Source organism: Cellulosimicrobium sp. BMG9.23 (assembly GCF_059159985.1).
This window is the reverse complement of record NZ_JBZGBZ010000010.1, coordinates 141,900-166,460: the sequence shown is the minus strand read 5'-3', so window position 1 is coordinate 166,460 and position 24,561 is coordinate 141,900. Positions and strand designations below refer to the sequence as shown.

23 protein-coding genes are annotated in these 24,561 nt (G+C 74.1%); 8 read left to right on the top strand and 15 right to left on the bottom strand.

Annotated elements, in window-relative coordinates:
• Positions 1 to 112: 112 nt before the first annotated feature.
• The 3 genes from ftsL to mraZ all read right to left on the bottom strand — a co-directional run bounded on the left by ftsL (position 113) and on the right by mraZ (position 2,258).
• On the bottom strand, positions 113 to 568 hold the full coding sequence (gene ftsL / locus AC4H2G_RS18425; protein WP_494367184.1) for a cell division protein FtsL: 456 nt from the start codon (positions 566 to 568) through the stop codon (positions 113 to 115).
• A complete protein-coding gene (rsmH, locus tag AC4H2G_RS18420; protein WP_494367183.1) occupies positions 565 to 1,620 on the bottom strand; it encodes a 16S rRNA (cytosine(1402)-N(4))-methyltransferase RsmH in 1,056 nt (351 codons plus the stop codon). Before rsmH ends, ftsL begins: the two co-directional genes overlap by 4 nt.
• Positions 1,621 to 1,823: 203 nt before the next feature.
• Positions 1,824 to 2,258, bottom strand: coding sequence for a division/cell wall cluster transcriptional repressor MraZ (gene mraZ, locus AC4H2G_RS18415; protein ID WP_494367245.1), 435 nt, complete (start codon positions 2,256 to 2,258; stop codon positions 1,824 to 1,826).
• 452 nt (positions 2,259 to 2,710) lie between these two features.
• Between mraZ and AC4H2G_RS18410 the strand changes: the two genes are divergently transcribed.
• Genes AC4H2G_RS18410 through AC4H2G_RS18400 form a run of 3 tightly spaced genes read left to right on the top strand, consistent with a single transcriptional unit; the run spans position 2,711 to position 7,297 of the window.
• The gene (locus AC4H2G_RS18410; protein ID WP_494367244.1) at positions 2,711 to 3,649 is read left to right on the top strand and encodes an AAA family ATPase; all 939 of its coding nucleotides are present in this window, start codon (positions 2,711 to 2,713) and stop codon (positions 3,647 to 3,649) included.
• 1 nt (position 3,650) lies between these two features.
• A complete protein-coding gene (locus tag AC4H2G_RS18405; RefSeq protein WP_494367182.1) occupies positions 3,651 to 4,991 on the top strand; it encodes a DUF58 domain-containing protein in 1,341 nt (446 codons plus the stop codon).
• Complete coding sequence (locus tag AC4H2G_RS18400) at positions 4,988 to 7,297, top strand: transglutaminase TgpA family protein (RefSeq protein WP_494367181.1); 2,310 nt, start codon at positions 4,988 to 4,990, stop codon at positions 7,295 to 7,297. Before AC4H2G_RS18405 ends, AC4H2G_RS18400 begins: the two co-directional genes overlap by 4 nt.
• Here the strand turns inward: AC4H2G_RS18400 and AC4H2G_RS18395 are convergent.
• From AC4H2G_RS18395 to AC4H2G_RS18385, 3 genes are read right to left on the bottom strand one after another with little or no spacing between them, the layout of a single operon-like run.
• On the bottom strand, positions 7,245 to 7,640 hold the full coding sequence (locus tag AC4H2G_RS18395) for an SCO2097 family morphological protein (protein WP_435735660.1): 396 nt from the start codon (positions 7,638 to 7,640) through the stop codon (positions 7,245 to 7,247). The two genes, AC4H2G_RS18400 and AC4H2G_RS18395, sit on opposite strands and share 53 nt — an antisense overlap.
• 37 nt (positions 7,641 to 7,677) lie before the next feature.
• Positions 7,678 to 8,934 carry a DNA polymerase IV gene (gene dinB / locus AC4H2G_RS18390; RefSeq protein ID WP_494367180.1) on the bottom strand — a complete coding sequence of 419 codons (1,257 nt, stop codon included), beginning with the start codon at positions 8,932 to 8,934 and terminating at the stop codon, positions 7,678 to 7,680.
• Between the two features lie 30 nt (positions 8,935 to 8,964).
• The gene (locus AC4H2G_RS18385; protein ID WP_494367179.1) at positions 8,965 to 9,408 is read right to left on the bottom strand and encodes an SAV_6107 family HEPN domain-containing protein; all 444 of its coding nucleotides are present in this window, start codon (positions 9,406 to 9,408) and stop codon (positions 8,965 to 8,967) included.
• Between the two features lie 104 nt (positions 9,409 to 9,512).
• Between AC4H2G_RS18385 and AC4H2G_RS18380 the strand changes: the two genes are divergently transcribed.
• Complete coding sequence (locus AC4H2G_RS18380) at positions 9,513 to 10,532, top strand: spermidine synthase (RefSeq protein WP_494367178.1); 1,020 nt, start codon at positions 9,513 to 9,515, stop codon at positions 10,530 to 10,532.
• A 79-nt stretch (positions 10,533 to 10,611) separates the two neighbouring features.
• Here AC4H2G_RS18380 and AC4H2G_RS18375 read toward each other — a convergent pair whose 3' ends face one another.
• From AC4H2G_RS18375 to AC4H2G_RS18355, 5 genes are all read right to left on the bottom strand, one after another.
• Positions 10,612 to 10,815: a cold-shock protein gene (locus AC4H2G_RS18375; RefSeq protein ID WP_494367177.1), complete on the bottom strand. Its 204-nt coding sequence runs from the start codon at positions 10,813 to 10,815 to the stop codon at positions 10,612 to 10,614.
• A gap of 297 nt (positions 10,816 to 11,112) precedes the next feature.
• A complete protein-coding gene (locus AC4H2G_RS18370) occupies positions 11,113 to 12,036 on the bottom strand; it encodes a proteasome assembly chaperone family protein (protein WP_494367176.1) in 924 nt (307 codons plus the stop codon).
• A 132-nt stretch (positions 12,037 to 12,168) separates the two neighbouring features.
• Entirely contained in the window at positions 12,169 to 12,609 is a 441-nt protein-coding gene (locus tag AC4H2G_RS18365; protein WP_494367175.1) for a response regulator, read from the bottom strand.
• On the bottom strand, positions 12,606 to 14,234 hold the full coding sequence (locus tag AC4H2G_RS18360; RefSeq protein WP_494367174.1) for an ATP-binding protein: 1,629 nt from the start codon (positions 14,232 to 14,234) through the stop codon (positions 12,606 to 12,608). Before AC4H2G_RS18360 ends, AC4H2G_RS18365 begins: the two co-directional genes overlap by 4 nt.
• Entirely contained in the window at positions 14,231 to 15,472 is a 1,242-nt protein-coding gene (locus tag AC4H2G_RS18355) for a PP2C family protein-serine/threonine phosphatase (protein ID WP_494367173.1), read from the bottom strand. The genes AC4H2G_RS18360 and AC4H2G_RS18355 overlap by 4 nt, the downstream gene beginning before the upstream one ends.
• 178 nt (positions 15,473 to 15,650) lie before the next feature.
• Here AC4H2G_RS18355 and AC4H2G_RS18350 point away from each other — a divergent pair, with 178 nt between their 5' ends.
• Positions 15,651 to 17,969: a HelD family protein gene (locus AC4H2G_RS18350; protein ID WP_494367172.1), complete on the top strand. Its 2,319-nt coding sequence runs from the start codon at positions 15,651 to 15,653 to the stop codon at positions 17,967 to 17,969.
• Between the two features lie 74 nt (positions 17,970 to 18,043).
• Complete coding sequence (gene serA, locus AC4H2G_RS18345; RefSeq protein WP_494367171.1) at positions 18,044 to 19,243, top strand: phosphoglycerate dehydrogenase; 1,200 nt, start codon at positions 18,044 to 18,046, stop codon at positions 19,241 to 19,243.
• Between the two features lie 134 nt (positions 19,244 to 19,377).
• On the opposite strand, the gene AC4H2G_RS18340 is transcribed toward serA, so the two are convergent.
• Complete coding sequence (locus AC4H2G_RS18340; protein ID WP_494367170.1) at positions 19,378 to 19,572, bottom strand: DUF5302 domain-containing protein; 195 nt, start codon at positions 19,570 to 19,572, stop codon at positions 19,378 to 19,380.
• A 166-nt stretch (positions 19,573 to 19,738) separates the two neighbouring features.
• Here AC4H2G_RS18340 and AC4H2G_RS18335 point away from each other — a divergent pair, with 166 nt between their 5' ends.
• Positions 19,739 to 20,797, top strand: coding sequence for an aldo/keto reductase (locus tag AC4H2G_RS18335; protein WP_494367169.1), 1,059 nt, complete (start codon positions 19,739 to 19,741; stop codon positions 20,795 to 20,797).
• Positions 20,798 to 20,877: 80 nt separating this feature from the next.
• On the opposite strand, the gene nrdR is transcribed toward AC4H2G_RS18335, so the two are convergent.
• Both nrdR and AC4H2G_RS18325 read right to left on the bottom strand, forming a co-directional pair.
• Positions 20,878 to 21,435 (bottom strand): transcriptional regulator NrdR, encoded by a 558-nt coding sequence (nrdR, locus tag AC4H2G_RS18330; RefSeq protein WP_494367168.1) that lies wholly within the window; start codon positions 21,433 to 21,435, stop codon positions 20,878 to 20,880.
• A 409-nt stretch (positions 21,436 to 21,844) separates the two neighbouring features.
• Positions 21,845 to 22,288, bottom strand: coding sequence for a LysM peptidoglycan-binding domain-containing protein (locus tag AC4H2G_RS18325; protein ID WP_494367167.1), 444 nt, complete (start codon positions 22,286 to 22,288; stop codon positions 21,845 to 21,847).
• Between the two features lie 395 nt (positions 22,289 to 22,683).
• Between AC4H2G_RS18325 and lexA the strand changes: the two genes are divergently transcribed.
• The gene (gene lexA / locus AC4H2G_RS18320; RefSeq protein ID WP_494367166.1) at positions 22,684 to 23,412 is read left to right on the top strand and encodes a transcriptional repressor LexA; all 729 of its coding nucleotides are present in this window, start codon (positions 22,684 to 22,686) and stop codon (positions 23,410 to 23,412) included.
• A 108-nt stretch (positions 23,413 to 23,520) separates the two neighbouring features.
• On the opposite strand, the gene AC4H2G_RS18315 is transcribed toward lexA, so the two are convergent.
• On the bottom strand, positions 23,521 to 24,537 hold the full coding sequence (locus AC4H2G_RS18315) for an L-lactate dehydrogenase (RefSeq protein WP_494367165.1): 1,017 nt from the start codon (positions 24,535 to 24,537) through the stop codon (positions 23,521 to 23,523).
• Positions 24,538 to 24,561: the final 24 nt, after the last annotated feature.

Genomic DNA, 24,561 nt, shown 5'->3' with positions numbered 1-24,561 from the left:
GCAGGCGTCGAGCGGGCAGGCGTCGTGCGGGCAGCGGACGACCGCGCGCCGGACGAGCGGTCCGCGGGTGCGCCGGAGCGCACGGCGCGGTCGCGCCCTCCCGCCCGCGCCGTCACTGCCCGGCCCCCTCCTCCGTACCGCCGATGACCGTGCCGTCGGCCAGCCGGACCATGCTCGGGCTCGGCGCCTCCACCATGCCGAGCGCGAGCGCGCGCTCGGGCAGCGACGCCTTGGCGTCCCAGACGTCCGCCTGCAACCGCTGCGCGTCCTGCCGCACCTGGCCCACCTCCCGCCGCAGCTCCGACATCTCGTAGGAGTTCTGCGCCATCGTCGTGTTCACCAGGAGAGCACACAGGAGCGCCAGTCCCAGGAGCGACATGCACAGGACGAGGAACGGGACGCGCGAGCGCGCCTGCAGCGGCGCTCGCACCAGCTCGAGACGGGAACGCGCGCCGCGCTCGGTCGCCCCGCCGGGCAGCGCCCTGAGATCGGGGCGCGCGGGCCTGGCCTGCGGTCGTGCGGTGCGCGGGAGCGGGCGGGCGGCCGCGCTCGACCTCGATGCGCTCATCGGTTCCTCTCCCCTGGTCGGTCCGGTCGTCGGTCCGGTCGTCGGTCCGGTCGGTGCGTGCTGGGCCGCGGTCGGCGGTGGTCGGGCGTCGGTCGCGTGCGCTCGGCGGCGCGGAGCCGCACCGAGGCCGAGCGCGGGTTCGACTCCCGCTCGTCGGTCGGGGCCTCCTCCGCACCACGGGTCAGGAGGCGCAGGTACGGCTGGGCCTCGTCGGGGACGACGGGAAGGCCCGGTGGGACGTCGACCGTCGAGCCCGCGGCGAGCACCCGCTTGACGATGCGGTCCTCGAGCGAGTGGTACGACTCCACGACGATCCGCCCACCCACGGCGAGCGCGTCGACCGCCGCGGGGACGGCGCGCGCGAGGACCTCGAGCTCACCGTTCACCTCGATGCGCAGCGCCTGGAACGTGCGCTTGGCCGGGTTGCCGCCGGTGGTCCGCGTCGCGGCCGGGATCGACGCCCGCACCAGGTCGACGAGGTCGCCGCTGCGCGTCCACGGCTCCTGCTCACGACGACGCACGATCGCGCGCGCCACCCGCTGCGCGAACCGTTCCTCGCCGTACTCGCGCAGGATGCGCGTGAGCTCGCGCTCGTCGTACGTGTTGAGCACGTCGGCGGCCGTCCGGCCGGTGGTCGGGTCCATGCGCATGTCCAGCGGCGCGTCCTGTGCGTAGGAGAAGCCCCGCTCGCTCTCGTCGATCTGCAGCGACGAGACCCCGAGGTCCATGAGCACGCCCTGGACGGGCACGCCCACGACGTCGGCGACCACGTCATCGATCTCGTCGTACACCGCGTGCACGGCGCGGAACCGGTCGCCGAACCGTGCGAGCCGTCGCGACGCCCGGGCGATCGCCTCCGGGTCGCGGTCGATGCCGACGACGCGCGCCGCCGGGAGCTGCTCGAGGACCGCCTCCGTGTGCCCGCCCATGCCGAGCGTGCAGTCCACGAGGACCGCACCCGGCTCCTGCAGGGCCGGCGCGAGCAGGTCGACACAGCGCTGGAGGAGGACGGGGACGTGGCGCTCGGCCGCGTCGTCGGGCGTGGTGCTCATCGTGTCCTCCTTCCCTCTCGGTGTCTCGTGCGTCCGGTGCCTCGTGCGTCTGTCTCGTGCGTCGTCGTGCTGTGCTGCTGGTCGGCGGCCGCCTCGGGGCCGGGACCGTCCGGTCAGGTCTCCCTCCGCGTCCTTTCTGGCGCCGGGGAAGTGCGCCAGACCGGGCGGGAGGAGACCTCACCGGACGGGTACCCGAGCCCGTCCTAGAAGCGCAGGTCCGGGAACACCTCCTCCGCGGTGTCGGCGTACGCCGACTCCTGCTCCGCGAGGTACGTCTCCCAGGCCGCCGCGTCCCAGATCTCGACGCGGGTCCCCGCACCGATCACGGCGACGTCGCGGTCGAGCCCCGCGTACGTCCGCAGCGGCGCCGGGATCGAGATCCGGCCCTGCTTGTCGGGGATCTCGTCGCTCGCCCCCGACAGGAAGACCCGCAGGTAGTCCCGAGCCTGCTTGCTCGTCACGGGCGCCTGCCGGACCTGGTCGTACATGCGGCGGAACTCGTCCATCGGCAGCAGGAACAGGCAGCGCTCCTGACCGCGCGTCATGACGAGCCCCGACGCGAGCCGGGGCCTGAACTTCGCGGGGAGGATGAGCCTCCCCTTGTCGTCCAGACGAGGGGTGAAGGTCCCCAGGAGCAGGCTCGAGGAACCGCCGAGCACGTCGTCCACGAAGCCGGACATGCACCTGGCACCTCCCCTCCTGCTCCCAGTTCCTCCACGGTACTCCACTTCGCTCCACCGCTCTCGGGGAAACCGCGGGAATTCACCCCTCTTCGCAGGATCTCCGCAGGTCAGAGGGGCAGGGCAACGTGGAGGGGAGTTCTCCCCACGGGCGTGGCGCCACGGCCCGACGCGCCACGAGCAGGACCGGTGCGGCGCGCGACGCAACGGTCCTCGTCCTCCGCTCGGAGCAGTGGTCGTCGTCAACTAGGCTCGTCCCACCTGCGGACTCCCTCTCCGCGGCCGCGCCACCACCGACGACGGAGGTCACCGTGCTCCCCGACATCGCCCCTGTCGCGTCGCCCGACGAGCACGAGGACCCGGCGACGACGCCGGCGGGTCTCGACGAGCTGGTCGAGACGACGTCCCGCATGCGATCCGGCATCGAGTCCGTCGTCACGGGCAGACCCGACCTCGTCAACGTGACGGTCGCGGTCCTCCTGGCCCAGGGCCACCTGCTCCTCGAGGACGTGCCGGGCGTCGGCAAGACCACGCTCGCGAAGGCGCTCGCCCGCACGATCGACTGCCAGGTCGGCCGCATCCAGTTCACGCCCGACCTCCTGCCGAGCGACCTCACGGGCGTCAACATCTACCGTGCGGCAGACCACCGGTTCGAGTTCCGGCGCGGTCCGGTGTTCGCCAACATCGTCATCGGGGACGAGATCAACCGGGCGTCGCCCAAGACGCAGTCGGCCCTCCTGGAGTGCATGGAGGAAGGACAGACCACCGTCGACGGCACGACCCACGCGCTGCCGCGACCGTTCCTGGTCGTCGCCACCCAGAACCCGGTCGAGATGGAGGGCACGTACCCCCTCCCCGAGGCGCAGCGCGACCGCTTCATGGCCCGTCTCACGGTCGGCTACCCCGACCTCGACGCCGAGATCCTGATGCTCGAGCGCCAGGAGGCGGAGGACCCCTTCGCCCACCTGCGCCCCGTGACGACCGGGGACGCGATCCTGCGGTTCGCCGGCGTCGTCCGCTCGGTCTACGCCGCCCCCGCGGTGAAGCGCTACGTGCTCGACCTCGTGACGGCGACGCGCCAGCACCCCGGGCTGCGGCTCGGCGCCTCGCCGCGCGCGTCGCTGCAGCTGCTGCGGGCGGCCAAGGCCCTCGCCGCCATGTCCGGACGGGACCACGTCCTGCCCGACGACGTCCAGTACCTCGCCGTCCCGGTCCTCGCCCACCGGCTCGTCATCACCACGGAGACGCGGCTCGCCGGCCTGGACGCCCCGGCCGTCGTGTCCGCCATCCAGGCGCAGACGCCGGTCCCGGCGCGCGAGCCGTCCGAGCGGCAGCCCGAGCGGCGCTGACGTGCGCGGCCTCTCCTCCCTGCCCCGGTTGCGCAGGTTCGGCCGCACCCTCGCCCGGGCGCGCCTCACCCGACGCGGCACGGCGCTCCTCGTCGCCGGTGCCGTGCTCGTCGCCGCCGGCGTCACGCTGGGCCTGCCCGACGTCGTCGGGCTGGGTGCCGCCGCGATGCTCGCCGTCGGCGCCGCGTGGGCCTGGATGACCGCCCGTCGCATCGACCGCGGTCGGCGCGCCCTGGGCGTCGCCCGGCGCGTCCAGCCCAACCCGGCCGTCGCCGGCCAGGTCACGACGGCGCGCCTGACCGTCTCGGCGGCGCGCCGGTCGGTGACCACCGCCGGCATGCTCGCGCGGCTGCGCATCAGCGAGCAGGCCGCGCACGAGCTCTGCGACCAGGGATCCTTGCGCGCCCAGGTCGCGACGCGCGCCGACCACATCGCCGTGCGGTACCGCCTGCGACCGCTGCGCCGCGGGCGCTGGTCGCTCGGACCGCTCCTCACCACGCGGGTCGACACCTTCGGGCTCGTCAGCGCGACGCAGGAGCTCGGCGAGCCGACCTCGGTCGCGGTGTGGCCGCGCACCGTCGACCTGCCGGTCCGGGGCACGCGCGCCTTCGGCGAGCAGGAGCGCTCGACGTCCGGCGCGCGGCTCGCGTCGAGCGACGACTCCGTGCTGCGCGACTACGTCACGGGCGACGACCCCCGCCGCGTCCACTGGGCGAGCGCGGCCCGTCACGGCCAGCTCATGGTCCGCGCGGACGAGAGCGCGAGCCTGCCCCCGGTCACGGTGCTCTTCGACCGCGGTCTCCTGCCGCACCCCGACCTCGGGCGCAGCGGCGGCCACGCGCTCGCCGACGGCGAGTGGTCCGTCGAGTGCGCCGCCTCCGTGGGCGTGTCGCTGCTCCACGCGGGGCACCCGGTCCGCCTCGTCGCGACCTCGCTTGCGCCCGTCGTCGACACCTCCGGCTTCACGGCCAACCGCTCCGGCGAGGGACCGGCGGACCTGCTCGACGCGACCGTCGACCTGCACGGCCACCACGGGCTGTCCGACACCGACCGCGCGGCGGCGGCGACCGCCGAGGCGCTGCGCACGGCACGACGCCCGGGCGAGATCACCGTCGCCGTGCTCGGGCCGCTCGGTCCCGTCGCGCGCCACACGGTCGCGTCGATCGCCGGCGACGCCCTGCACTGGGCCTTCGTGGTGCGCCCGCGGACGTGGTCGTCCCAGCGCACGGAGGCCCAGGACACCGTGGACGCACTGCGCGCGACCGGCTGGCACGTCGCCCTCGTCGACGCCGGGACGCCGCTCGAGAACGCCTGGACGCTGCTCATGGACGGGGTCCGATGACCGACCGCACCTCCTCCCGACCTCGCGCGACGGCCCCTGCCGGGCTCGGCGCGCGCGTCCTCGCCACGACCCTGTGCGTCGCCGTCGCCGTCGCCGCGTCGACGTACGCCCTCGGGACCGTGATCGGACCGGGCGACTGGACGCGCACGGCCGTCCGGACGCTCGCCGTCCTCGCGCTCGTCACCGGGCTCTCCCGGTACGCCCTCGAACGGTCACGGTCGGTGCAGGGCGAGGTGTTGGCTCCCCCCGCGGCGCTCCTCCCCTCGCTCGCAGGCCTCGTCGTCGGCGTCTGGGCGCTCCTCGGTCTCTACGGCGGACCCACCGACCGCTTCTCGGTCCTCATCGGGCTGTCGAACGTCGAGCGTCTGCTCACCCGGCTCCAGACCGGGCGCGAGCTCACGCTCGCCGAGGTCGCCCCGATCGACCCGAGCCTGCCCATCGAGCTGCTCGCCGTCGGTGGCGCCGTCGTCGTGTTCCTCGTCGCCGACCTCATGGCCGGTGGGCTGCGGCTCGGAGCGGGGGTCGGGCTCCCGCTCCTGGCGCTGTGGATCCCGGGTCTGGTCATCGCCGGCGACGTGCCCCCCGTCGCGTTCGTCCTCACGGTCGCCGCCCTGGTGCTCCTGCTCGCCGTGGACAACCCGCACCGCGGGCTGCGCCGCCCCGGTCCCGGCGAGAACCATGCACGACAGCGCGCCCTCGGCGGCACGCGTGCCGCGACGGCGGTGGCCACGGCCCTCGCGGTCGCCGTCGTCGGCCTCGGCGTCGGGGCCGCGAGCGCGACCCTGCCCGAGGTCGCGTCCTCGTCGTGGACCCGCCTCTTCTCGTCGACGGGCGAGACCGTCCGGCTCTCCGACGACCTCGACATGCGCCGCGACCTGGCGGAGCGCTCGGACGAGGTCGTCCTCGAGTACCGCACGGACGGTGAGGAGGTCGGCCCCCTGCGCGTCTTCACCCTCACCGGCTTCGACGGCACGAACTGGCGCCGCGGCGCCGATCGCGACGGCACGCCGATCGAGGGACCGGACCAGCTGCTCTGGCCGCAGGACACGGGGGACGGCGAGCCCAGAGAGGTGGAGGTCACGCTCGAGTCGCTCCGGGACACCAAGCTGCCCGTCCCGACGGAGCCGCGCACCCTCGACGTGGACGGCGACTGGGCGTACGACCCCGTGCGGGACGAGGTGCTCGGGACCCGGGCGACGAGCGCAGGCTCGAGCTACGGGCTGACCGTCTACCCCCGCGCGCTCGACGCGGACACCCTCCGCTCGGCGGGCGGCGCCGACCCGGACGACCCCAACTACCTCGACGTCCCCGCGTCGTCCCACGAGCAGGACATCCGCGACCTCGCCGCCGAGGTCGTCCAGGGTGCACCGACGCGGTACGACCAGGCCCTCGCCCTCCAGACGTACTTCCGCGACGCGTCGACCTTCACGTACTCGACGCAGGTGCCGCCCGGCGACTCGGGCGACGCGGTGTGGGACTTCCTCCAGCAGCGCACGGGATACTGCGTGCAGTTCGCCACGGCGATGACGATGATGGCGCGCACGCTCGGCATCCCCGCGCGGCTCGGGGTCGGCTTCCTCCCGGGCCAGCGCACCGACGACACGACGTTCCAGGTGACGGGTCGTGACTCGCACGCCTGGCCCGAGCTCTACTTCCCGGGCCAGGGCTGGGTGCGGTTCGAACCCACGCCCGCGCAGCAGACGGGCCCCGCACCGTCGTGGGCGACGCCCGTGGGCAGCTCGGCGGTCCCCGGCGTGACGGACCCCAGCGACGCACTGACCCCCGGCGTCGCGCCCGGGCCCGAGGTCCCGGCGACCCCCGCACCCACGGTCGGCGGCGGGACGGGCGGGACCGACGGGGCGGTCGACGGCTCGGGGGCGTCGTGGGTCGTCGTCGCTGCTGCGCTTCTCGCCGTCGCCCTCGCCGCAGGGGCGCTCTGGCTCGTCGCCCGGCGGCGGACCCGCCCGGACGGCGACCTGGACGCCGAGCGTGCCTGGGTCGCGCTGACCACGCGACTCGACGGGCTCGGCGTCTCGTGGCCCGGGTCCACGACGCCGCGCAACGTCCCGACGACCGTCGCTGCCGTCGTGCGCGAACGGTCAGGCTCCGACCTCTCGGAGGCCGGTGTGGAGGCGCTCGTCGCGCTGGTCACGGCGCTCGAGACGGAGCGCTACGCCCGCGGCGGAGGAGCGACGGAGCCCGCCCGCCTGGCGGAGCTGGTGGAGACGGCCGCGACCGAGGTCGAGCGGTCGCTCAGCGACCGCCGTGCTCGCGACGGCGGTCCCAGCGCTCTTCGAGTCGGCTGAGGAAAGACTTCCGCGGGGCCGGCGCCGGGTTCGCCGGGCGGACGCGGCCGTCGGCGTCGACGGTGCCGACCGGGCCACCCTTGGCAGGGCGCGGTGCCTGGAAGACGAGGACGACGCCCGCGAACATCAGCACGAAGCCCACCACGCCCAACCAGGTCTGCGACGTCGCGGCGCCGAGGACCAGCAGCAGCAGCCCTCCGACGACGCCGACGCCGACGAGGACGTATCTCAGCGCCGAACGGCGACGGGGCGACTGCAGCGTGTTGGCCAGGCGCGGGTCGTCCGTCGTGAGGGCGCGCTCCATCTGCTCCAATACCCGCTGCTCGTACTCAGACAGAGGCATGGGCACCCCGTTTCTCCGCGGTGGTCGAGTGACACCCTCAGGATAGATCGACATCAGCGGGGGTGGTAGTCGAGCGGGGTCCCCGGGGGCCCATCGCGATGGATCTCACCCCGAAACGGCCCCGCACGGCGTCCACGGCCTCCTCCGCACGCCGTCGCGTGGTCCCGTGCTCGTCGACCGCCTCCTCCAGGGTGGGCTGGGCGACAGATCCCTGCCGGCGCTCCAGGCCCTCCGCACGGACTCCCACGAGGCGCACGGCGAGCCCGTGCAGGTCGACCCCGGCGACGAGCTCGCGGGCGACGAGGTAGATCTCCCGCGCGACGTCCGTGGGCGTCACGAGCGTGCGCGACCTGGTCACCGTCCGGAAGTCGCTCGTGCGCACCTTCACGCTGACGGTCCGGGCCACGTGCCCCTGCTGCCGCAGTCGTGCTGCACACCGGTCCGAGAGCTCGAGCACGCGGTCCTGCACGGCCCCGAGGTCGCGCAGGTCGTGCTCGAACGTCGTCTCGGCGCCGACCGAGCGCTCGGACCGCTCCGGCTGCACGGGCCGCGGGTCACGACCCCACGCGAGGTCGTGCAGGTGCGCCCCGGCGACCTTGCCGACCGCGGCCTGCAGCACCGGGACGTCGGTGTCCGCGAGCTCGGCGACGGTACGGATCCCCCACTGGGCCAGTGCGTGCTCGGTGCGCTCCCCCACGCCCCACAGCGCACCCACGGGCAGCGTGCGCAGGAAGGGGACCGTGGAGGCCGCCGGGACGAGGAGCATCCCGTCGGGCTTGGCGTGCGTCGAGGCGAGCTTTGCGACGAACTTCGTGGTCGCGATGCCGACCGAGCACGTGATGCCGTGCGCGGCCCGGACCCGGTCGCGCAGCGCGGCGCCGATCACGGTGGGCGGCCCGAGCCGCCGGCGGGCGCCGCTCACGTCCAGGAAGGCCTCGTCGACGCTCACCTGCTCGACGAGCGCCGTGACCTCGCCGAGGATCGCCATGACCGAGCGCGAGACGTCGTGGTAGCGGCCGTGGTCGGGCGGGACGACGATCGCCTGCGGGCACGCACGCCGCGCAGCGGTCATGGGCATCGCGGCGTGCACCCCGAAGGCGCGTGCCTCGTACGTCGCGGCGAGGACGACGCCGCGCTCGGCGCCGCCGACGATCACGGGACGGCCGCGCAGCTCAGGACGCCGTGCGAGCTCGACGGAGGCGAAGAACGCGTCCATGTCGACGTGCAGGATGGCGCAGCCGTCCTCGTCGTCGCCCCAGTCCCGACGCACCGTGGCGCGCGGGCCGCGGCTCACCGCCGCCCCCGGCTCATCGTGGGCCCGACGTCATGACGCGACCGTCCGTACGCCCGGAAGACGCACGAACCCCGCCTCGGGGTCGACGAGCATCGCGACCTCGTCGCGGAAGTCCTCGGCGCACGCCAGGAGCTCGTCGGCGCGGCGCGCGTCCACCACGTCGGACCTCCCGGCGTCGACGGCGGCGCGCACGCGGGCCCCGCCGGCGAAGTACACGGACCACGAGGCGAGGCCGGGCTCGGCGTCGGAGAGCTGGTCCCACACGGGACGGGCGCGACCTCGACGCACCGGCCGACCACGGAGCGCGACGACCGCGGCCGCAGCCCGCAGCGCGCCCAGGTGCGCGTGCACGAACCGCTCGGCCGGGTCCGTCGCGACCGCCGCGGAGACGAGCTCGGCGTCCGCGCGTGCGAGCATCCGCCCGACCTCGCCCGGGACGGGTGCCGGAGCGGTCCCTCTCGTGTCCTTCGTCATCGCGCACCTCCCGTACCACTATCGAACACCTGTTCGACTGCTGTCAACGCGGCCGGGGCCGCCAGGCCGACCGGCACGTCGGCCGGGGGCCGTACGGTGGGCCCATGGCACGTCGCGCACGCCGGTCCTCCCGCACCGATCCAGCGTCCCCCCAGCCACCCACACCGCGCGGCCGGCGTCGCGGGGCCGTCGCGTCGCACGGGCGTGACCTGCCGGAAGGCCCGGTCGCGACGACGACGGGGACCGCCCGGCTCGAGCGCGACCGCGACCACGACGCAGCCGTGACCCTGTACGTCAACGACGTGCCGAGCTCCCACGTCGACCTCGACGACCCCGGGTTCCTCGCGTTCGAGTACATGCAGCAGATGGCCGCGGTGATCGAGCACGCACCGCCGGGCCCCCTGCGGGTGCTGCACCTCGGGGCCGCCGGTTGCACCCTGGCGCGCTGGGTCGAGCACACCCGACCCGGCTCGACCCAGGTGGGCGTCGACCTCGACGCGCGGCTCCTCGAGCTCGTGCGCGAATGGTTCGACCTGCCCCGATCGCCGCGCCTGCGCCTGCGCGCCGACGACGCGGGCCACGCGTTGACGACCTTCGCCGACGGGGCGTTCGACGTCGTCGTCCGTGACGTGTTCGCCGGGGACGCGACGCCCGAGCACCTCGTGACCGCCGGCACGGCGCGCGAGGTGCGCCGCGTCCTGCGCCCGGGAGGCGTGTACCTGGCGAACTGCGCGGACCGCCCGCCGCTCACCACCGCGCGTCGCGAGCTCGCGACGCTCGCGACGGTCGCGGCGGCCGACGACTCGATCGGGCCGGCGGACGATGCTCCGCCCGGCGACGCGACGCGGCACCCTGCGAGCGACCGGCACGGGGACCGGCTGGCCGCGATCGCGGAGCCCGGTCAGCTCAAGGGCCGACGCTACGGGAATCTCGTGCTCGTGGCGGTGCGCCCGGGGCCGACGTCGATCGACCTCGGGTCAGCGGGCCTGTCGCGGGCGGCACGGGCCCTCCCGCTCCCCGCTCGCGTCCTCGTCGGCGCCGAGCTCGAGGCGTTCGTGGGCGCGGCCCGCCCGTTCGACGACCCGCCGCGGACCATCCCGATCCCCGACGTCGTGCTCTCCTGACGCACAGGAGCCGCGCCCCGGCGTGGGGCGCGGCTCCTGTGCGAGGACCGCTCGGTGGCCTGGGCCGCCGGCGCGGCCGTCAGAGCGGGCGGACGTTCTCCGCCTGCGGGCCCTTCGGGCCCTGGGTGATCTCGAACTCGACCCGCTGCGCCTCGTCGAGCGAGCGGTACCCCTGCGTCTCGATCGCCGAGTAGTGCACGAAGACGTCGGCACCCCCGCCGTCCTGCGCGATGAAACCGAAGCCCTTCTCGGCGTTGAACCACTTCACAGAACCCTGCGCCATGCTGTTCCTCTGACCTTCTGTCCGTCCGGGACATCAGCGAGCGGACCCTTCGTCCACCCCGTGCGCCGCAGCCCGAGCTCCACGTCCTTCGCCGACGGGCCAGCCCCGAGGGCCGGCACGACGTCCGTCCGGGCCGCCCGATCATGCGGCGACCCGTGCGGCCGGCACCGGGTCGTGCGCCAGCTCGTCACTGCAACGGGTGACAGTCTGGCACGGACGGTGTGGGATGTGCCACGCAGAAACGCGACGCCTCGTGCTGATTTGTCAGGACAAATGTCGGGACAGAGCGGTGCGCGGTCAGTCCCCCTGCTGCGCGAGGAAGCGCTCGAACTCGGCGCCGAGCTCGTCCGCGGTCGGGATCGGCGCGGTGTCCGCGAGCAGGCTCGTGCGACCCACCGCGCGGGCGAACGCGTCGTACTGCTCCTCGAGCGCACGGACGACGGCCGCGACCTCCTCGGAGTCGTGCACCTGCCGCTCGACCTCGGTCGTCGCGTCCTGGGCCGCCTCCGCGAGGTCGGCGGTCGCCAGGTCGAGGCCCGTGAGGCGCTGGACGTGCTCGAGCGCGACCACCGTCGCCGGCGGGTACGCGGACTGGGCGAGGTAGTGCGGGACGTGCACGGTGTAGCCGACCGCGTCGTGGCCCGCCTGGCCGAGGCGCAGCTCGAGCAGGGCGGCGAGGCTTGCAGGCACCTTCACCGTCCCGAACCACGACGCGTGCTCCGCGACGAGCTCCGGGCGCGTCGCGTGGGCCGTCACGGAGAGCGGGCGCGTGTGCGGGATGCCCATGGGGATCCCGTGGATGCCCACGGTGAGCGACACGCCGAGCCGGTCGACCACCGCGCGCAGCGCGGCGACCACACGCTCCCACTGGAGGTCCGGCTCCGCGCCGTGCAGCAGCAGGAACCCCGTCCCCTCGGTGTCTCGCACGTGGTCGACGACGAGGTGCGGCTCGTCGTACGCGGACCACCGGTCGGAGCTGAACGTCATCGTCGCGCGCTTCGAGCGGTAGTCCAGGAGCTGGTCGACGTCGAACGTCACCAGCCGGGTGACCTCGCCGCCCTCGAGCAGGTGCTCGACGGCGCGCTCGCCGGCGTTCCCCGCGTCCACGAAGCCGGTGATCGCGTGCACCAGCACGGGACCGGCACCCGGTTCCGGGGCGCTCGGCCACAGGCGCGCGACAGCGTCCTCGTCGAGCTCGTAGATCTCCCGGGGGTCCAGCATCCGTCCTCCTCCGTCACGTCCCACGCCGTCCGCCGTCGTGCGCGCGGAGGCCTGTGGTCGACAACGCACGGCACGGGAAGATCCTTCCCGGTGCGCGTGGTGCGCAGGCCCGGACGGCGCCGAGGCGCGCGGTCAGCGACCGGGCAGCCGCACCACGGAGACGAAGAAGTCGTCGATCTGCCGGACGACGTCGATGAAGCGGTCGAAGTCGACGGGCTTCGTCACGTACGCGTTCGCGTGGAGGGAGTAGCTGCGCACCACGTCCTCCTCTGCCTCCGACGTCGTGAGCACCACGACCGGGATCTTCCGCAGCACGTCGTCGGCCTTGAGCTCCGCGAGGACCTCGCGGCCGTCCATCCGCGGGAGGTTGAGGTCGAGCAAGATGAGGTCCGGCGTCGGGGCGTCGGCGTGCTCGCCCTCCTTGCGCAGGAACGCCAGCGCGCTCACGCCGTCGGAGACGACCGACAGCCGGTTCGTGACCTTGTGGTCCTCGAACGCCTCGCGCGTCATGAGCACGTCGCCCGGGTCGTCCTCGACGAGCAGGACGTCGATGGGCTTCGTGCCGTGGCTCATGCGGAGGTCTCCTCGTGGTCGCGGCCCGTCCCCGGGCCACCGTCGTCGGTGCGAGCGTAGCCGACCTGCGCGTGCACGTAGGCGTGGGCGAGCGTGAAGCGGACCGTCGTCCCGCCGTCGCGCGGCTCGATCCAGATGCGGCCGCCGTGGTACTCGACGATGCGCTTGCACAGCGCGAGCCCGATGCCGGTGCCCTCGTAGACGTCCTTCGCGTGCAGGCGCTGGAAGATGACGAACACCCGCTCCGCGTACTGGGGGTCGATCCCGATGCCGTTGTCGGCGACCGAGAGCTCCCAGTGGGTGTCGCGTGCGAGGACGCCCACGTGGACGACCGGGTCGCGGTCCGGCGACCGGAACTTCAGCGCGTTCCCCACGAGGTTCGCGAGGAGCTGCTGCAGCAGGGCTGGCTCCCCGACCACGACGGGCAGCGGGTCGTGCGTGACGGTGGCGCCGCTCGCCGCGATCGTCTCCGAGAGGTCGTCGAGCGCCGTCGCGAGCGACGCCTCGAGGTCGACGTCGACCCGTTCGGTCCCCGTCCTGCCGACGCGCGAGAACCCGAGCAGGTCCTGGATCAGCCGCTGCATGCGCTTGGCGCCGTCGACGGCGAAGTCGATGTACTGGTCGGCCCGGTCGTCGAGCTCTCCGCCGTACCGCTTCTTGAGCAGCTGGGTGAAGCTCGCCACCTTGCGCAGCGGTTCCTGGAGGTCGTGCGAGGCGACGTACGCGAACTGCTCGAGGTCGCGGTTCGAGCGCTCGAGCTCTCGGGTCTGCTCCTCGAGCAGCTCGTGCGCCCGCGCCGAGTCCGCGTGGGACGCCTTGATCTCGGCGACCTGGGCGACGAGCTCGACGCGCATGTGCTCGACGTCCTGGGCGAGGTCGGCGATCTCCGCGGGCCCCGACGTGACGACGGGCTCGTCGAGCTCGCCCGCGCTCACGAGCCGGACACGGTGCGCGAGCTGCGCGAGGGGGTCGGTCACCCACCTCTTGAGGCACACCCACAGGATGATCCCGACCGCGAGCGCCGCGCCCACCAGCACCAGGACGCTGCCGAACAGGACGCGGCTCCAGCGGTCCAGGGCCTCGACGGCTTCCGCGCGCTGTGCACGGAGGTCCTCGACGTACCGCCCGGTCGCTGCGCGCGCCTCGGCGAAGAGCGCGGTCCCCTCGGCGCGCTCCACCCGCGTGACCGTTCCCGGGCCCGCACGTCCCGTCGACTCGATCGCGGGCCCGACGTAGTCGATGAACCACGCTTCCACGGCCCGCAGCGCCTCGTCGTGCGTGGCGGTCAGGGAGTCCCCGGAGCCGAGCCGTGCGAGGTCGGCGGGATCGGCGATCGCAACGGTCCCGGAACCCCCCACGGCGCGCCCGTAGGCCTCCAGCGCGGTCTCGTCGCCGGTCGCGGCGTAGGAGCGCACCGCCGACTCCGTGTCGAGCAGCGCGACGAACGAGGAGTCGGCCTGGGTGACCGCGTCGAAGTAGGGCCCGGTGATCTCGTCCTGGAGCGTGAGCACGCGCGACAGGGCGAGCGCCGACGTCGTCACGACGCCGAGCAGGATCACCCCGGCGACGACCAGCGCCCACCCGAGCCGCCGGCGGAGGGTGGGCGCTCGGCGCGACGCGCTCACCGTGCCCACTCGTCGGAGTCGGCGAGCGTCGCGGTGCGCTCGGCGGGGACCGGTGCGTCGTCGCCCGCCCAGCCGATGACGAGCAGGGCGGCGTCGTCGGCGAGCGGCCCGCCGTGCAGGTCGCGCACCCGGCGGAACACGCGCTCCACGATGCCCTCGGTCCCCTGCTCGAGGGCCGTGTCGACAGCACGCCGCAGACCGTCGACGCCGATGCGCTCCGGACGCGCCGCGCGGGAGGTCGCGTCGGGGTCCTCGACCGTCGCCTCGACGAGCCCGTCCGTGTAGAGCATGAGCGCCCAGCGGCCGCCGAGCTCCACACGCTGGGCCGACCATCCGCCGGCGACCGGGATCCCGAGCGCGCGCCCGCGTGCCGTCGGCGGGACCTCGGTCGCGCTCTCCTGCAGCAGGAGCGGCGCGAGGTGACCGGCGAGGTGGATGTCGGCGAACCGCCGACCGGGGTCGACGACGACCTGGCAGAGCGTCACGAAGACCTCCGGGCGTGCGCGCTCCGGGACGAGGACGCGCTCGAGGAGCGGCAGGATCGCCGCGGGGTCCGTGTCCGACAGGACGATCGTGCGCCACGCCGTGCGCAGCGTCGCGCCGAGCGCGGCCTCGTCGGGCCCGTGCCCGGCGACGTCGCCGATGACGCACAGCACGGAGCCGTCGGGCCGCTCGACCGCGTCGTAGAAGTCGCCGCCGAGGAGCCCGTTCCCCCCCGGCACGTAGCCGACCATGACCGCGAGCCGCTCGTCCTGGACGAGGGGGGTGGGCAGCAGCGCCCGCTCGAGCCGGGCCGTCTCGGCCGCCCGGACCTCGCTGCGGTACAGCGCCCGCTGCTGCTCCTCCGACTTGCGCCGCTGCACGGCGTAGCGCACCGAGCGGCCGAGGAGGTCGGCGCCCACCTCGCCCTTGACGAGGTAGTCGTCGGCGCCTGCGGCGACGGCCTGGACGCCCAGGTCGATGCCCGAGTGCCCCGTGAGCACGACGAGGGCGGGCGGGCTCGTGCCCGCGCGCAGGCGTTCGACGCCGCCGAGACCGACCGAGTCCGGGAGGCCGAGGTCGAGCAGGACGCAGTCCACGGGACGGGCCCGGAGCATCTCGAGGGCGATGTCGAGGGTGGTCGCGCGGTGCAGCTCGACCTTGAGGCTCGCGTCGGAGAGCAGCTCCTCGACGAGGAGGGCGTCGCCGTCGTCGTCCTCCACGAGAAGGATCCGCAGCACGTCGGACGGGGCGAGCACGGACCTGGTCGGCCCACTGGTCGGCCCAGAGGTCCCCGCGACCGGGTCGTGCCGGGCCTCGCCGGTCACGACGTCCGCTCCCGACCAGTCACCATGGCCACCGATCCTAGCGGGCCCACCCGTCCGACCCCGGCACGGCGCCCCGGGCGTGCCGAAGAGGTGCGCTGGGTGCGCCATAATGGACGGCCGCGTCACGGCACGTGGCACGCGGGACGGACGAGAGGAAGACGTGGGACGTTCGGACGAGCTCCGGCTCGAGCAGGAGGTCGTGGACATCCTCTACGCACGTCTGGACGAGCTGCGCGCCGCGTCCCGCGCGCGCCTCGACGCGGTGCGCCGGTCGGGGCCGTCCGGCTCGCCCCAGAACCGCAGCGAGCGGGACGCGTTCGCGACGCTCTACGAGGACCGGGTGGCGCAGCTCGAGGCCGTCGAGGACCGCCTGGCGTTCGGCCGGCTCGACCTCGAGGACGGCACCCGTCGCTACGTCGGCCGGATCGGTCTCACCGACACCGAGCACACGAGCCTGCTGACGGACTGGCGCGCACCGGCCGCGCAGGCGTTCTACCGCGCGACCGCCGCGCACCCCGACGGCGTCGTCCGCCGACGTCACCTGGTGACCCACCGACGCGAGGTGACGGGGGTCGAGGACGAGCTGCTCGACCTCGACGCGCCCGCCGACGTCGCGGGCTCGACGCTCTCCGGGGAGGGCGCACTGCTCGCCGCGATGGCCGCCGGCCGCACCGGCCGGATGGGCGACATCGTCGCGACGATCCAGGCCGAGCAGGACGCGATCATCCGCTCCCCGCTGGGCGGCGCGCTCGTCGTCCAGGGCGGGCCCGGGACGGGCAAGACCGCGGTCGCCCTGCACCGTGCCGCGTACCTGCTCTACGCGCACCGGCGCGTGCTCGAGCGCTCGGGCGTGCTGCTCGTCGGCCCCAGCCTGTCGTTCCTGCGCTACATCGACCAGGTGCTGCCGTCCCTCGGCGAGACGGGCGTCGTCAGCACGACGATCTCCGACCTCCTGCCCGGTCTCGTCGCGGACGGCGCGGAGGACCCGCGCGTCGCGCAGGTCAAGGGCCGGGCGGTCATGGCGACGGCGGTGCGTCGCGCGGTGCGCGCACGCGAACGCGTCCCCGCGCAGGACGTCCCGGTCCGGCTCGACGGGCAGGACCTCGTCATCCGCCGCCGCGACGTGCGCGACGCGATCGCCAAGGCGCGACGCACGCACAAGCCGCACAACCTCGCGCGCGTGACGTTCGTCCGCGACATGCTCGGGCGCCTCGTCGACCAGTACGCCGCGCGGCTCGGCGAGCCGCTCGTCGGCGAGGACCGCACGATCGCGCTCGAGGACCTGCGGTCCCACCACGACGTGCGCGTCGCGCTCAACCTCGCCTGGCTGCCCATCACCCCCGAGCGGCTCGTCGAGGACCTGTACATCAAGCCGCACCGGCTCGCGGAGGCCGCCCCCGAGCTCTCGCCCGCCGAGCGCCGCCTGCTCGCACGGCCCAAGGGCTCGCCGTGGACGGCGGCGGACGTCCCCCTGCTCGACGAGGCGGCCGACCTGCTCGGCGAGGACGACCAGGCCGCGCGCGCCGAGGCTGCGGCGCGGTCCGCGGAGCACGCGCGCGACCTCGAGTACGCGCGCCAGGTGCTCGAGTCGTCCGGGGCGGGCGGCGGGATCGTCGACGCCGACGTGCTCGCGGAGCGCTTCGCGGCGAGCGGTCCGCGGCTCACCATGGCCGAGCGCGCGGCGCAGGACCGGAGCTGGACCTACGGGCACGTCGTCGTGGACGAGGCGCAGGAGCTGTCCGCGATGGCGTGGCGGATGCTGGTGCGCCGGTGCCCGACGCGGTCGTTCACGATCGTCGGCGACGTCGCGCAGACGTCCTCGCTCGCGGGCGCCCGCTCGTGGGCCGGTGCGCTCGACCCCGTGCTGCGCGACGCCTGGCGCCTGGCCGAGCTCACGGTCAACTACCGCACGCCGGCCGCGGTCGCCGACGCGGCGCGGGAGGCCGCCGTCGCCGCGGGCCTGCCCGTCTCGCCGCTGACGTCGGCGCGCGAGGTCCCGGACTCGCTGCGGTTCGTCGCGGTCGCCGACGGCGCGGTGGACGGCTCCGGCGGACCGGGCGCCACGGTCCCGGCCGACGCCGTGCTGGACGTGGTGCGCCGCGAGGTCGCGTCGACCCGCGCGGCGTTCGTCGGGAGCGAGGCGGGACGCGTCGCCGTCGTGGCGGCGGCTCCGGCCCTCCCGGCGGTGCGGGCGGCGCTGGACCTCGCCGACCGGGGCCGGCGCGCGGACCCCGACGCGCCCGTCGTCGTCCTCGACCCCGTGCAGGTGAAGGGGCTCGAGTTCGACGCGGTCGTCCTCGTCGAGCCGGCCGACCTGGCCGCGGGCGCCTCGGGCGCGTCCGACCTCTACGTCGCGATGACCAGACCCACCCAGCGCCTCGTGGTGGTGCACGCCCGTCCGCTGCCCGCAGGGCTCGGCTCCCGGTAGCCGGCACCGTTCACGTCGTCCCGAGGGCCAAGACCCGTTTGGTCCGCACCGCGGACCAGGCGCACCATGGGGGTGTGCTACGCGCCCTCCTCCTCGAAAACCTGCACCCGCTCGCGGCCTCGAACCTCGAGGCCGCGGGGATCGACGTCACCGTCCGCACCGGAGCGCTCGACGAGCCCGAGCTGATCGACGCCCTCCAGGGCGTCCACCTGCTCGGCATCCGGTCCAAGACGAACGTCACCGCGACCGTGCTCGAGAACGCGCCCGACCTGGTCGCGCTCGGGGCGTTCTGCATCGGGACCAACCAGATCGACCTGCGGTCGGCCGCTGCCCAGGGCGTGGCAGCCTTCAACGCCCCGTTCCAGAACACGCGCTCCGTGGTCGAGCTCGCGCTCGCCGAGATCATCGCGCTCACGCGTCGCCTCACCGAGCGCGACCGCGCGCTGCACGACGGCGTGTGGGACAAGTCCGCCGAGGGCGCTCACGAGGTCCGGGGGCGCACGCTCGGCATCGTGGGCTACGGCAACATCGGCACGCAGCTCTCGGTCGTCGCGGAGAACCTCGGCATGTCCGTGGTGTTCTACGACACGGCGGAGAAGCTCGCGCTGGGCAACGCCCGCCGCATGGACACGCTCGACGAGCTCCTCGAGACCGCCGACGTCGTGACGCTGCACGTCGACGGCCGCGCGGGCAACGCCGGGATGTTCGGGGCCAAGCAGATCGCGCGCATGCGCCCGGGCGCGATCTTCCTCAACCTGTCGCGCGGGTTCGTCGTCGACTACGACGCGCTGCGCGAGGCGATCCTGTCCGGCCACGTCGCGGGGGCCGCCGTCGACGTGTTCCCCGAGGAGCCGAAGCGCAAGGGCGACTCGTTCCACTCGGAGCTCCGCGGCCTGCCGAACGTCATCCTCACCCCGCACATCGGCGGGTCGACCGAGGAGGCGCAGGAGGCGATCGGGCAGTTCGTGTCGTCGAAGCTGCGGGACTACCTCACGACCGGCTCGACGACGCTCAGCGTCAACGTGCCCAACCTCGCGCTCGAGCAGACCACGGGGATCACGCGCATCACGCACCTGCACCGCAACACGCCGGGCGTCCTCGCGGCGGTCAACGCCACGCTCGCCGAGCACGGCACCAACATCGAGGGCCAGCTCCTCGCGACGCGCGGCGAGCTCGGGTACGTCGTCACCGACGTCGGCTCGCGCGTCGAGCCGGCCGTGGTGAGCGCGCTCGCGGACATGGAGCAGACGATCGCCCTGCGCGTCCTGGACTGACCGGCCGCGCGGCCGCAGAGGATCGGATCCACGGACGGCAGCGCCGAGGTCCTCGACACGGCGCGCTGCACCGGGTACGACGACGGGACCCGGCCGCAGGTGCGGCGCGGGCCCCGTCGGGACGGCTCGAGCGGTCAGCCGGACTTGCGGCGGAACGTGCGCTGCACGGGGCCGACCGTCTCCGAACCGTGCACGGAACCGGTGTTCGCCTCCCCGTCGGCCGAACGGTGCCGGGCGGCGTTCTTGCGGTCGAGCGCCTCGCGGAACTTCGCCTTGGCCTCGTCGCTGGGTGTCGTGTCGGCTGCTGGGCGCTGCTGGTCGGACGCCATCGCGTTCTCCTCGTCCTCGGGGTCAGGTGGGGTCGGCCGGGATCAGGACTCGGCCGACGTCAGATGCTCAGGGTGCCCGACGGCGCGGGCCCACCGCCAGCCTCCCCCACGCCCGGCCGTGACGCCACTCCTTTCCGGGCTCCCCGGCTCGGGTAGCGTCGTGGACGTGGCCGACACCGCTCCCGACGACGCACCCGTCACCGGTTCCCGCGACCTGCCCCGTCGACGGCTGGGCCGGGCCGGGCTGACGCTCCCCACGGTCTCGCTCGGGCTGTGGCAGAACTTCGGCGAGGCCGACGCGTTCGCGACGCAGCGGGAGATCGTCCTGCACGCCGTCGACCGCGGCGTGACGCACCTGGACCTCGCGAACAACTACGGTCCGCCGGGCGGGGCAGCGGAGTCCTCGCTCGGTCGTCTCCTCGCGCGCGAGCTGCGTCCCGTCCGCGACGAGCTCGTCGTCACGACGAAGGCGGGCTACCGCATGGGATCCGGGCCGTACGGCGAGGGCGGCTCGCGCAAGTACCTGCTGACGTCGCTCGACGCGTCGCTGCGCCGGCTCGGCCTCGACCACGTCGACGTCTTCTACAGCCACCGCTTCGACCCGACCACCCCGCTCCACGAGACCGTCGGAGCGCTCGCGACCGCGGTGCGCTCGGGACGCGCGCGGCACGTCGGGATCTCGTCGTACTCCGCCCGGCGCACCCGCGAAGCGCTGCAGGTCGCGGCCGAGCTCGGGGTCGAGCTCGTCGTGACGCAGGTCTCGTACTCGATGCTCAACCGGTGGATCGAGGTCCCCGACGAGACGGGCGAGAGCGTGCTCGACGTCGCGGCGGACGCCGGCCTGGGAGTCGTCGCGTTCTCGCCGCTCGCGCAGGGCATGCTCACGGACCGCTACCTCCACGGGACGCCGCGCGGCTCGCGCGCGGCCCGTGGCGGACCGCTGCGCGACGAGTTCCTCTCGGATGACAACCTCGAGCACGTGCGCCGCCTCGACGCGCTCGCCCGCGCGAACGGTCGGACGCTGGCCGCCACGGCGATCGCCTGGGCCCTGCGCGACGAGCGGGTCACCTCGGTGCTCCTCGGTGCCAGCTCCGCACGTCAGCTCGACGACAACCTCGCCGCCCTCGACGCGCCGGCGCTCACCGACGAGGAGCTGCGCGCGGTCGAGTCGGTCCCGTCCGACACCGGGATCAACCTCTGGGCGTCACGCTCGAGCGACCTCTGACCTCCCGGGGCCCCTCGGCAACCACCGGGTCGGGGCAACCACCGGGTCGGGGCAGCCACCGGGCCAGGTCAACCACCGGGTCAGCGCGTCGGGGATCCCGCCACGTCCGCCCCGCCGGCCTCGTCGGGGTCGCCGAGACCGCGAGCCGAGCGCTCGTCGAGCTCTTCCCTCCGGCGGGCCGCGGTCCGCTCCTCGCGCTCGACGCGCAGCGACGTGATCGCGCTCTCGAAGTCCTCCAGGGAGTCGAACGCCTGGTACACGCTCGCGAACCGCAGGTAGGCCACCTCGTCGAGCTCGCGCAGAGGGCCGAGGATCGCGAGGCCGATCTCGTACGCGTCGAGCTCGGCGCTCCCGCTCGCCCGGATCGTCTCCTCGACACGCTGGGCCAGCAGGGCGAGGTCGTCCTCGTTGACGGGCCGCCCCTGGCACGCCTTGCGGACGCCGTTGACGATCTTCTCGCGCGAGAAGGGCTCGGTGACGCCGGACCGCTTGACGACGGACAGGCTCGCCGTCTCGATCGTCGTGAAGCGACGTTGGCACTGGGGGCACTGACGCCGGCGACGGATCGACGCACCGTCGTCGGACGTCCGCGAGTCGACGACACGCGAGTCCGCGTGGCGGCAGAACGGGCAGTGCATGACGGCTCTCCTCGACTGGGTCCCCGGCACCTCGCAGGGCGAGGGCGGCGCGACGAACGTATGACGCCGCCCCACGACGGTGCAACACGCCGACGCCCGACGACACCCGACGACACCCGACGACGCAGCAGATGCGGGAGCTGAGCGGAGCCTGGAGACGCAGAACGGGGGCGACCGTTGCCGGTCGCCCCCGTCGGGACGCCCCCGTCCCCATCTCGCGCGCGACTCGCCTCGCGCGCGCCGACGTGCTCACGGGTCGCGGCTGACCGCGGACCCCGCCTCCTGCCCGGCCCCCCAGCCCGGCGAGTGAGGTGACACTAACTTAGGGCGACCTAAACCTGGAGCGCAACCCCAGGCGCACAGGCGGACGCCTCCGGGGGCGTGTCGTAGGTCACACCGGCGACACGGCTCACGCGTCGACCGGGAGCAGCAGCCGCTGTCCGGCCTGGAGGCCCGACGACGGCAGGCCGTTGAGCTCGACGATCCGGGCCACGACGTCGCGCACGTCCTCGCCGGGCGAGGCGAGGGCTGCGGCATGGTCCCACAGGGTCTCGCCCGCCGCGACCACGTGGACCCGGACCTCCTCGGGCTCCCCCGCCGAGCCCGCGACGGCGCTGCCCACGCGGGCGCCCAGCACGACCAGGAGCGCCAGGAGGGCGACCAGGACGATCCGCCCTCGCAGCGTGAGCCGCAGCGGTGCGTCGGGCGAGACCTCGTCGCGGGGCCTCGTCCCGCCGTGCCCGACCCGGGCGCGCTGGCTCTGCTGCCCGAGCCGGGCGCGCCGGCCGTACCGGCCGCGCTGGGTGCGCTGGTCGCCCAGGGCTTCGATGCCGCTACACGTCACACTCGTCATCACTACCTCCGTCCCTCGCCGGCGCCGGAGCGCCTTCCCCGGTCGCTCCGACCCGGCGAGGTTGCGTCGTCGACCCGATGCCGGATCGAACACCTGTGCGTAGAACACCTGTACGAAGGTCTACCACGATCCGCCCACGGAGTCGAGACATGCTCGAACAGATGTTTGATTCGTGGTGCGCTCTCCCCTAACCTGGGACCAGGTCGGTTCGCCGGACATGTCCACGACAGGTCTGGCCCGGAACGCCTCCCGCCTGGGACGACGCACCGGATCAGGTCGACCGGTGCCCCGGCCGCGCCGTGGGCACCACCGACGAGGAGAGCGGCGTCAGGTACGGAGTGCAGGATTTCTCCGGCCGGGGCGTCGACCGCGAGGCGACGAGGGCGGAGACCACGATGGCGGGACGAGGCAGGGACACGAGTGCGGGGCTCGCCGAGGTGCGCGAGCTTCCTGACGGCACGGCGGGCAGCGACGGCCTGACCCCACGACAGCGCCTGGTCCTCGACACGATCCGCTCGTGCGTCGAGCAGCGCGGCTACCCGCCGAGCATGCGGGAGATCGGTGAGGCCGTCGGCCTGACGAGCCCGTCCTCGGTCAAGCACCAGCTCACCACGCTCGAGCGCAAGGGGTACCTGCGTCGGGACCCGAACCGTCCGCGCGCCATCGAGGTCGTGCAGCCGGACAGCGGCCGCCGTGCCGCTCCTTTGGTCCGCGTCGCCGACGAGCAGGTGCACGACGAGGCGCACCCTGCGCCGTCGTACGTCCCCGTGGTGGGCCGGATCGCCGCGGGCGGGCCGATCCTCGCCGAGCAGGTCGTCGAGGACGTCTTCCCGCTGCCGCGCCAGCTCGTCGGCGACGGCGAGCTCTTCCTCCTGCGGGTGCAGGGCGACTCGATGATCGACGCCGCCATCTGCGACGGGGACTGGGTCGTCGTACGTCGGCAGAACGTCGCGGAGAACGGCGAGATCGTCGCCGCGATGATCGACGGCGAGGCGACCGTCAAGACGTTCAAGCGGGGCGACGGGCACGTCTGGCTCGTGCCCCACAACGCCGCGTACGAGCCGATCGCCGGCGACGACGCACAGGTTCTCGGGCGCGTGGTGTCCGTCCTGCGCAGCCTCTGATCGCGGGGCTGCCCGGATCCTCGCGGGCCGTCGCAGCCTGAACGGCCCCGCGACGACGGGCCGGTGATCCCTCGCCGGGGATCACCGGCCCGTCGTCGTGCGGTGCTCCTACAGGCCGAACTGCCGCGCGACGGCGCGCAAGGACTCCGCCGAGCTGCGGAGACCGGCCAGCTCGGCGCCGGAGAGCGGGACCTCGACACGCTCGCTCGCGCCCCGGCGGTCGATGAGCGTCGGCAGCGACAGGCACACGTCGTCGATCCCGTAGTCACCGTCCAGGAGCGTCGAGACGGGCAGGAGTCGGTGCTCGTCGCCGAGGACCGCCTCGATGATGCGGATCCCGGCGAGGCCGACGGCGTAGTTCGTCGCGCCCTTGCCCTCGATGATCCGGTAGGCGGAGTGGACCACCTCGTGCGCGATCTCCTCGCGCGCGTCCTCGGACAGCGGAGGGTGGCCCGCGATCCCGGGCCAGTCGAGCAGGGGGACGCCGCCGATCGTCGCCGAGCTCCAGAGGGGGATCTCGCTGTCGCCGTGCTCCCCGGCGATGTAGGCGTGGACGTTCTGGACCGCGACGCCGCAGTGCTGCGCGACGAGGAAGCGCAGGCGCGACGAGTCGAGCACGGTGCCGCTGCCGAACAGGCGTTGGGGCGGCAGGCCGGAGAACTTCAGCGCCGCGTAGGTGACGATGTCGACGGGGTTCGTCACCATGACGTAGACGGCGTCCGGCGCGACCTCCACGAGCCCCGGGAGGATCGTGCGCATGAGGCCGATGGTGCCCTCGGCGAGGTCGAGGCGCGTCTGGCCCTGCTTCTGCTTCGCCCCCGCCGTCACCACCACGACGTCGGCGCCCGCGCACACCGCGACGTCGTCGGATCCCTCGACCTTCGCCATCGGCATGAACTGGATGCCGTGCTGGAGGTCGAGCACCTCGGCCTCGACCTTGGCCCGGTTGACGTCCAGCATGGCGACGGTCCGGGCCGCACCCCGCATGAGCGCCGCGTACGCGAGAGTCGACCCGACGGCTCCGGCCCCGACGATGGCCAGCTTCGTGGTCCGCGCTCCTGCCCGCGAACCCTGGCCTCCACGGCTCTCGTCACGGGTGGGCAAGGTGGTGCCAGCGTCGCTCATCGCGCCTCCGTCTCGTGGTCTTCG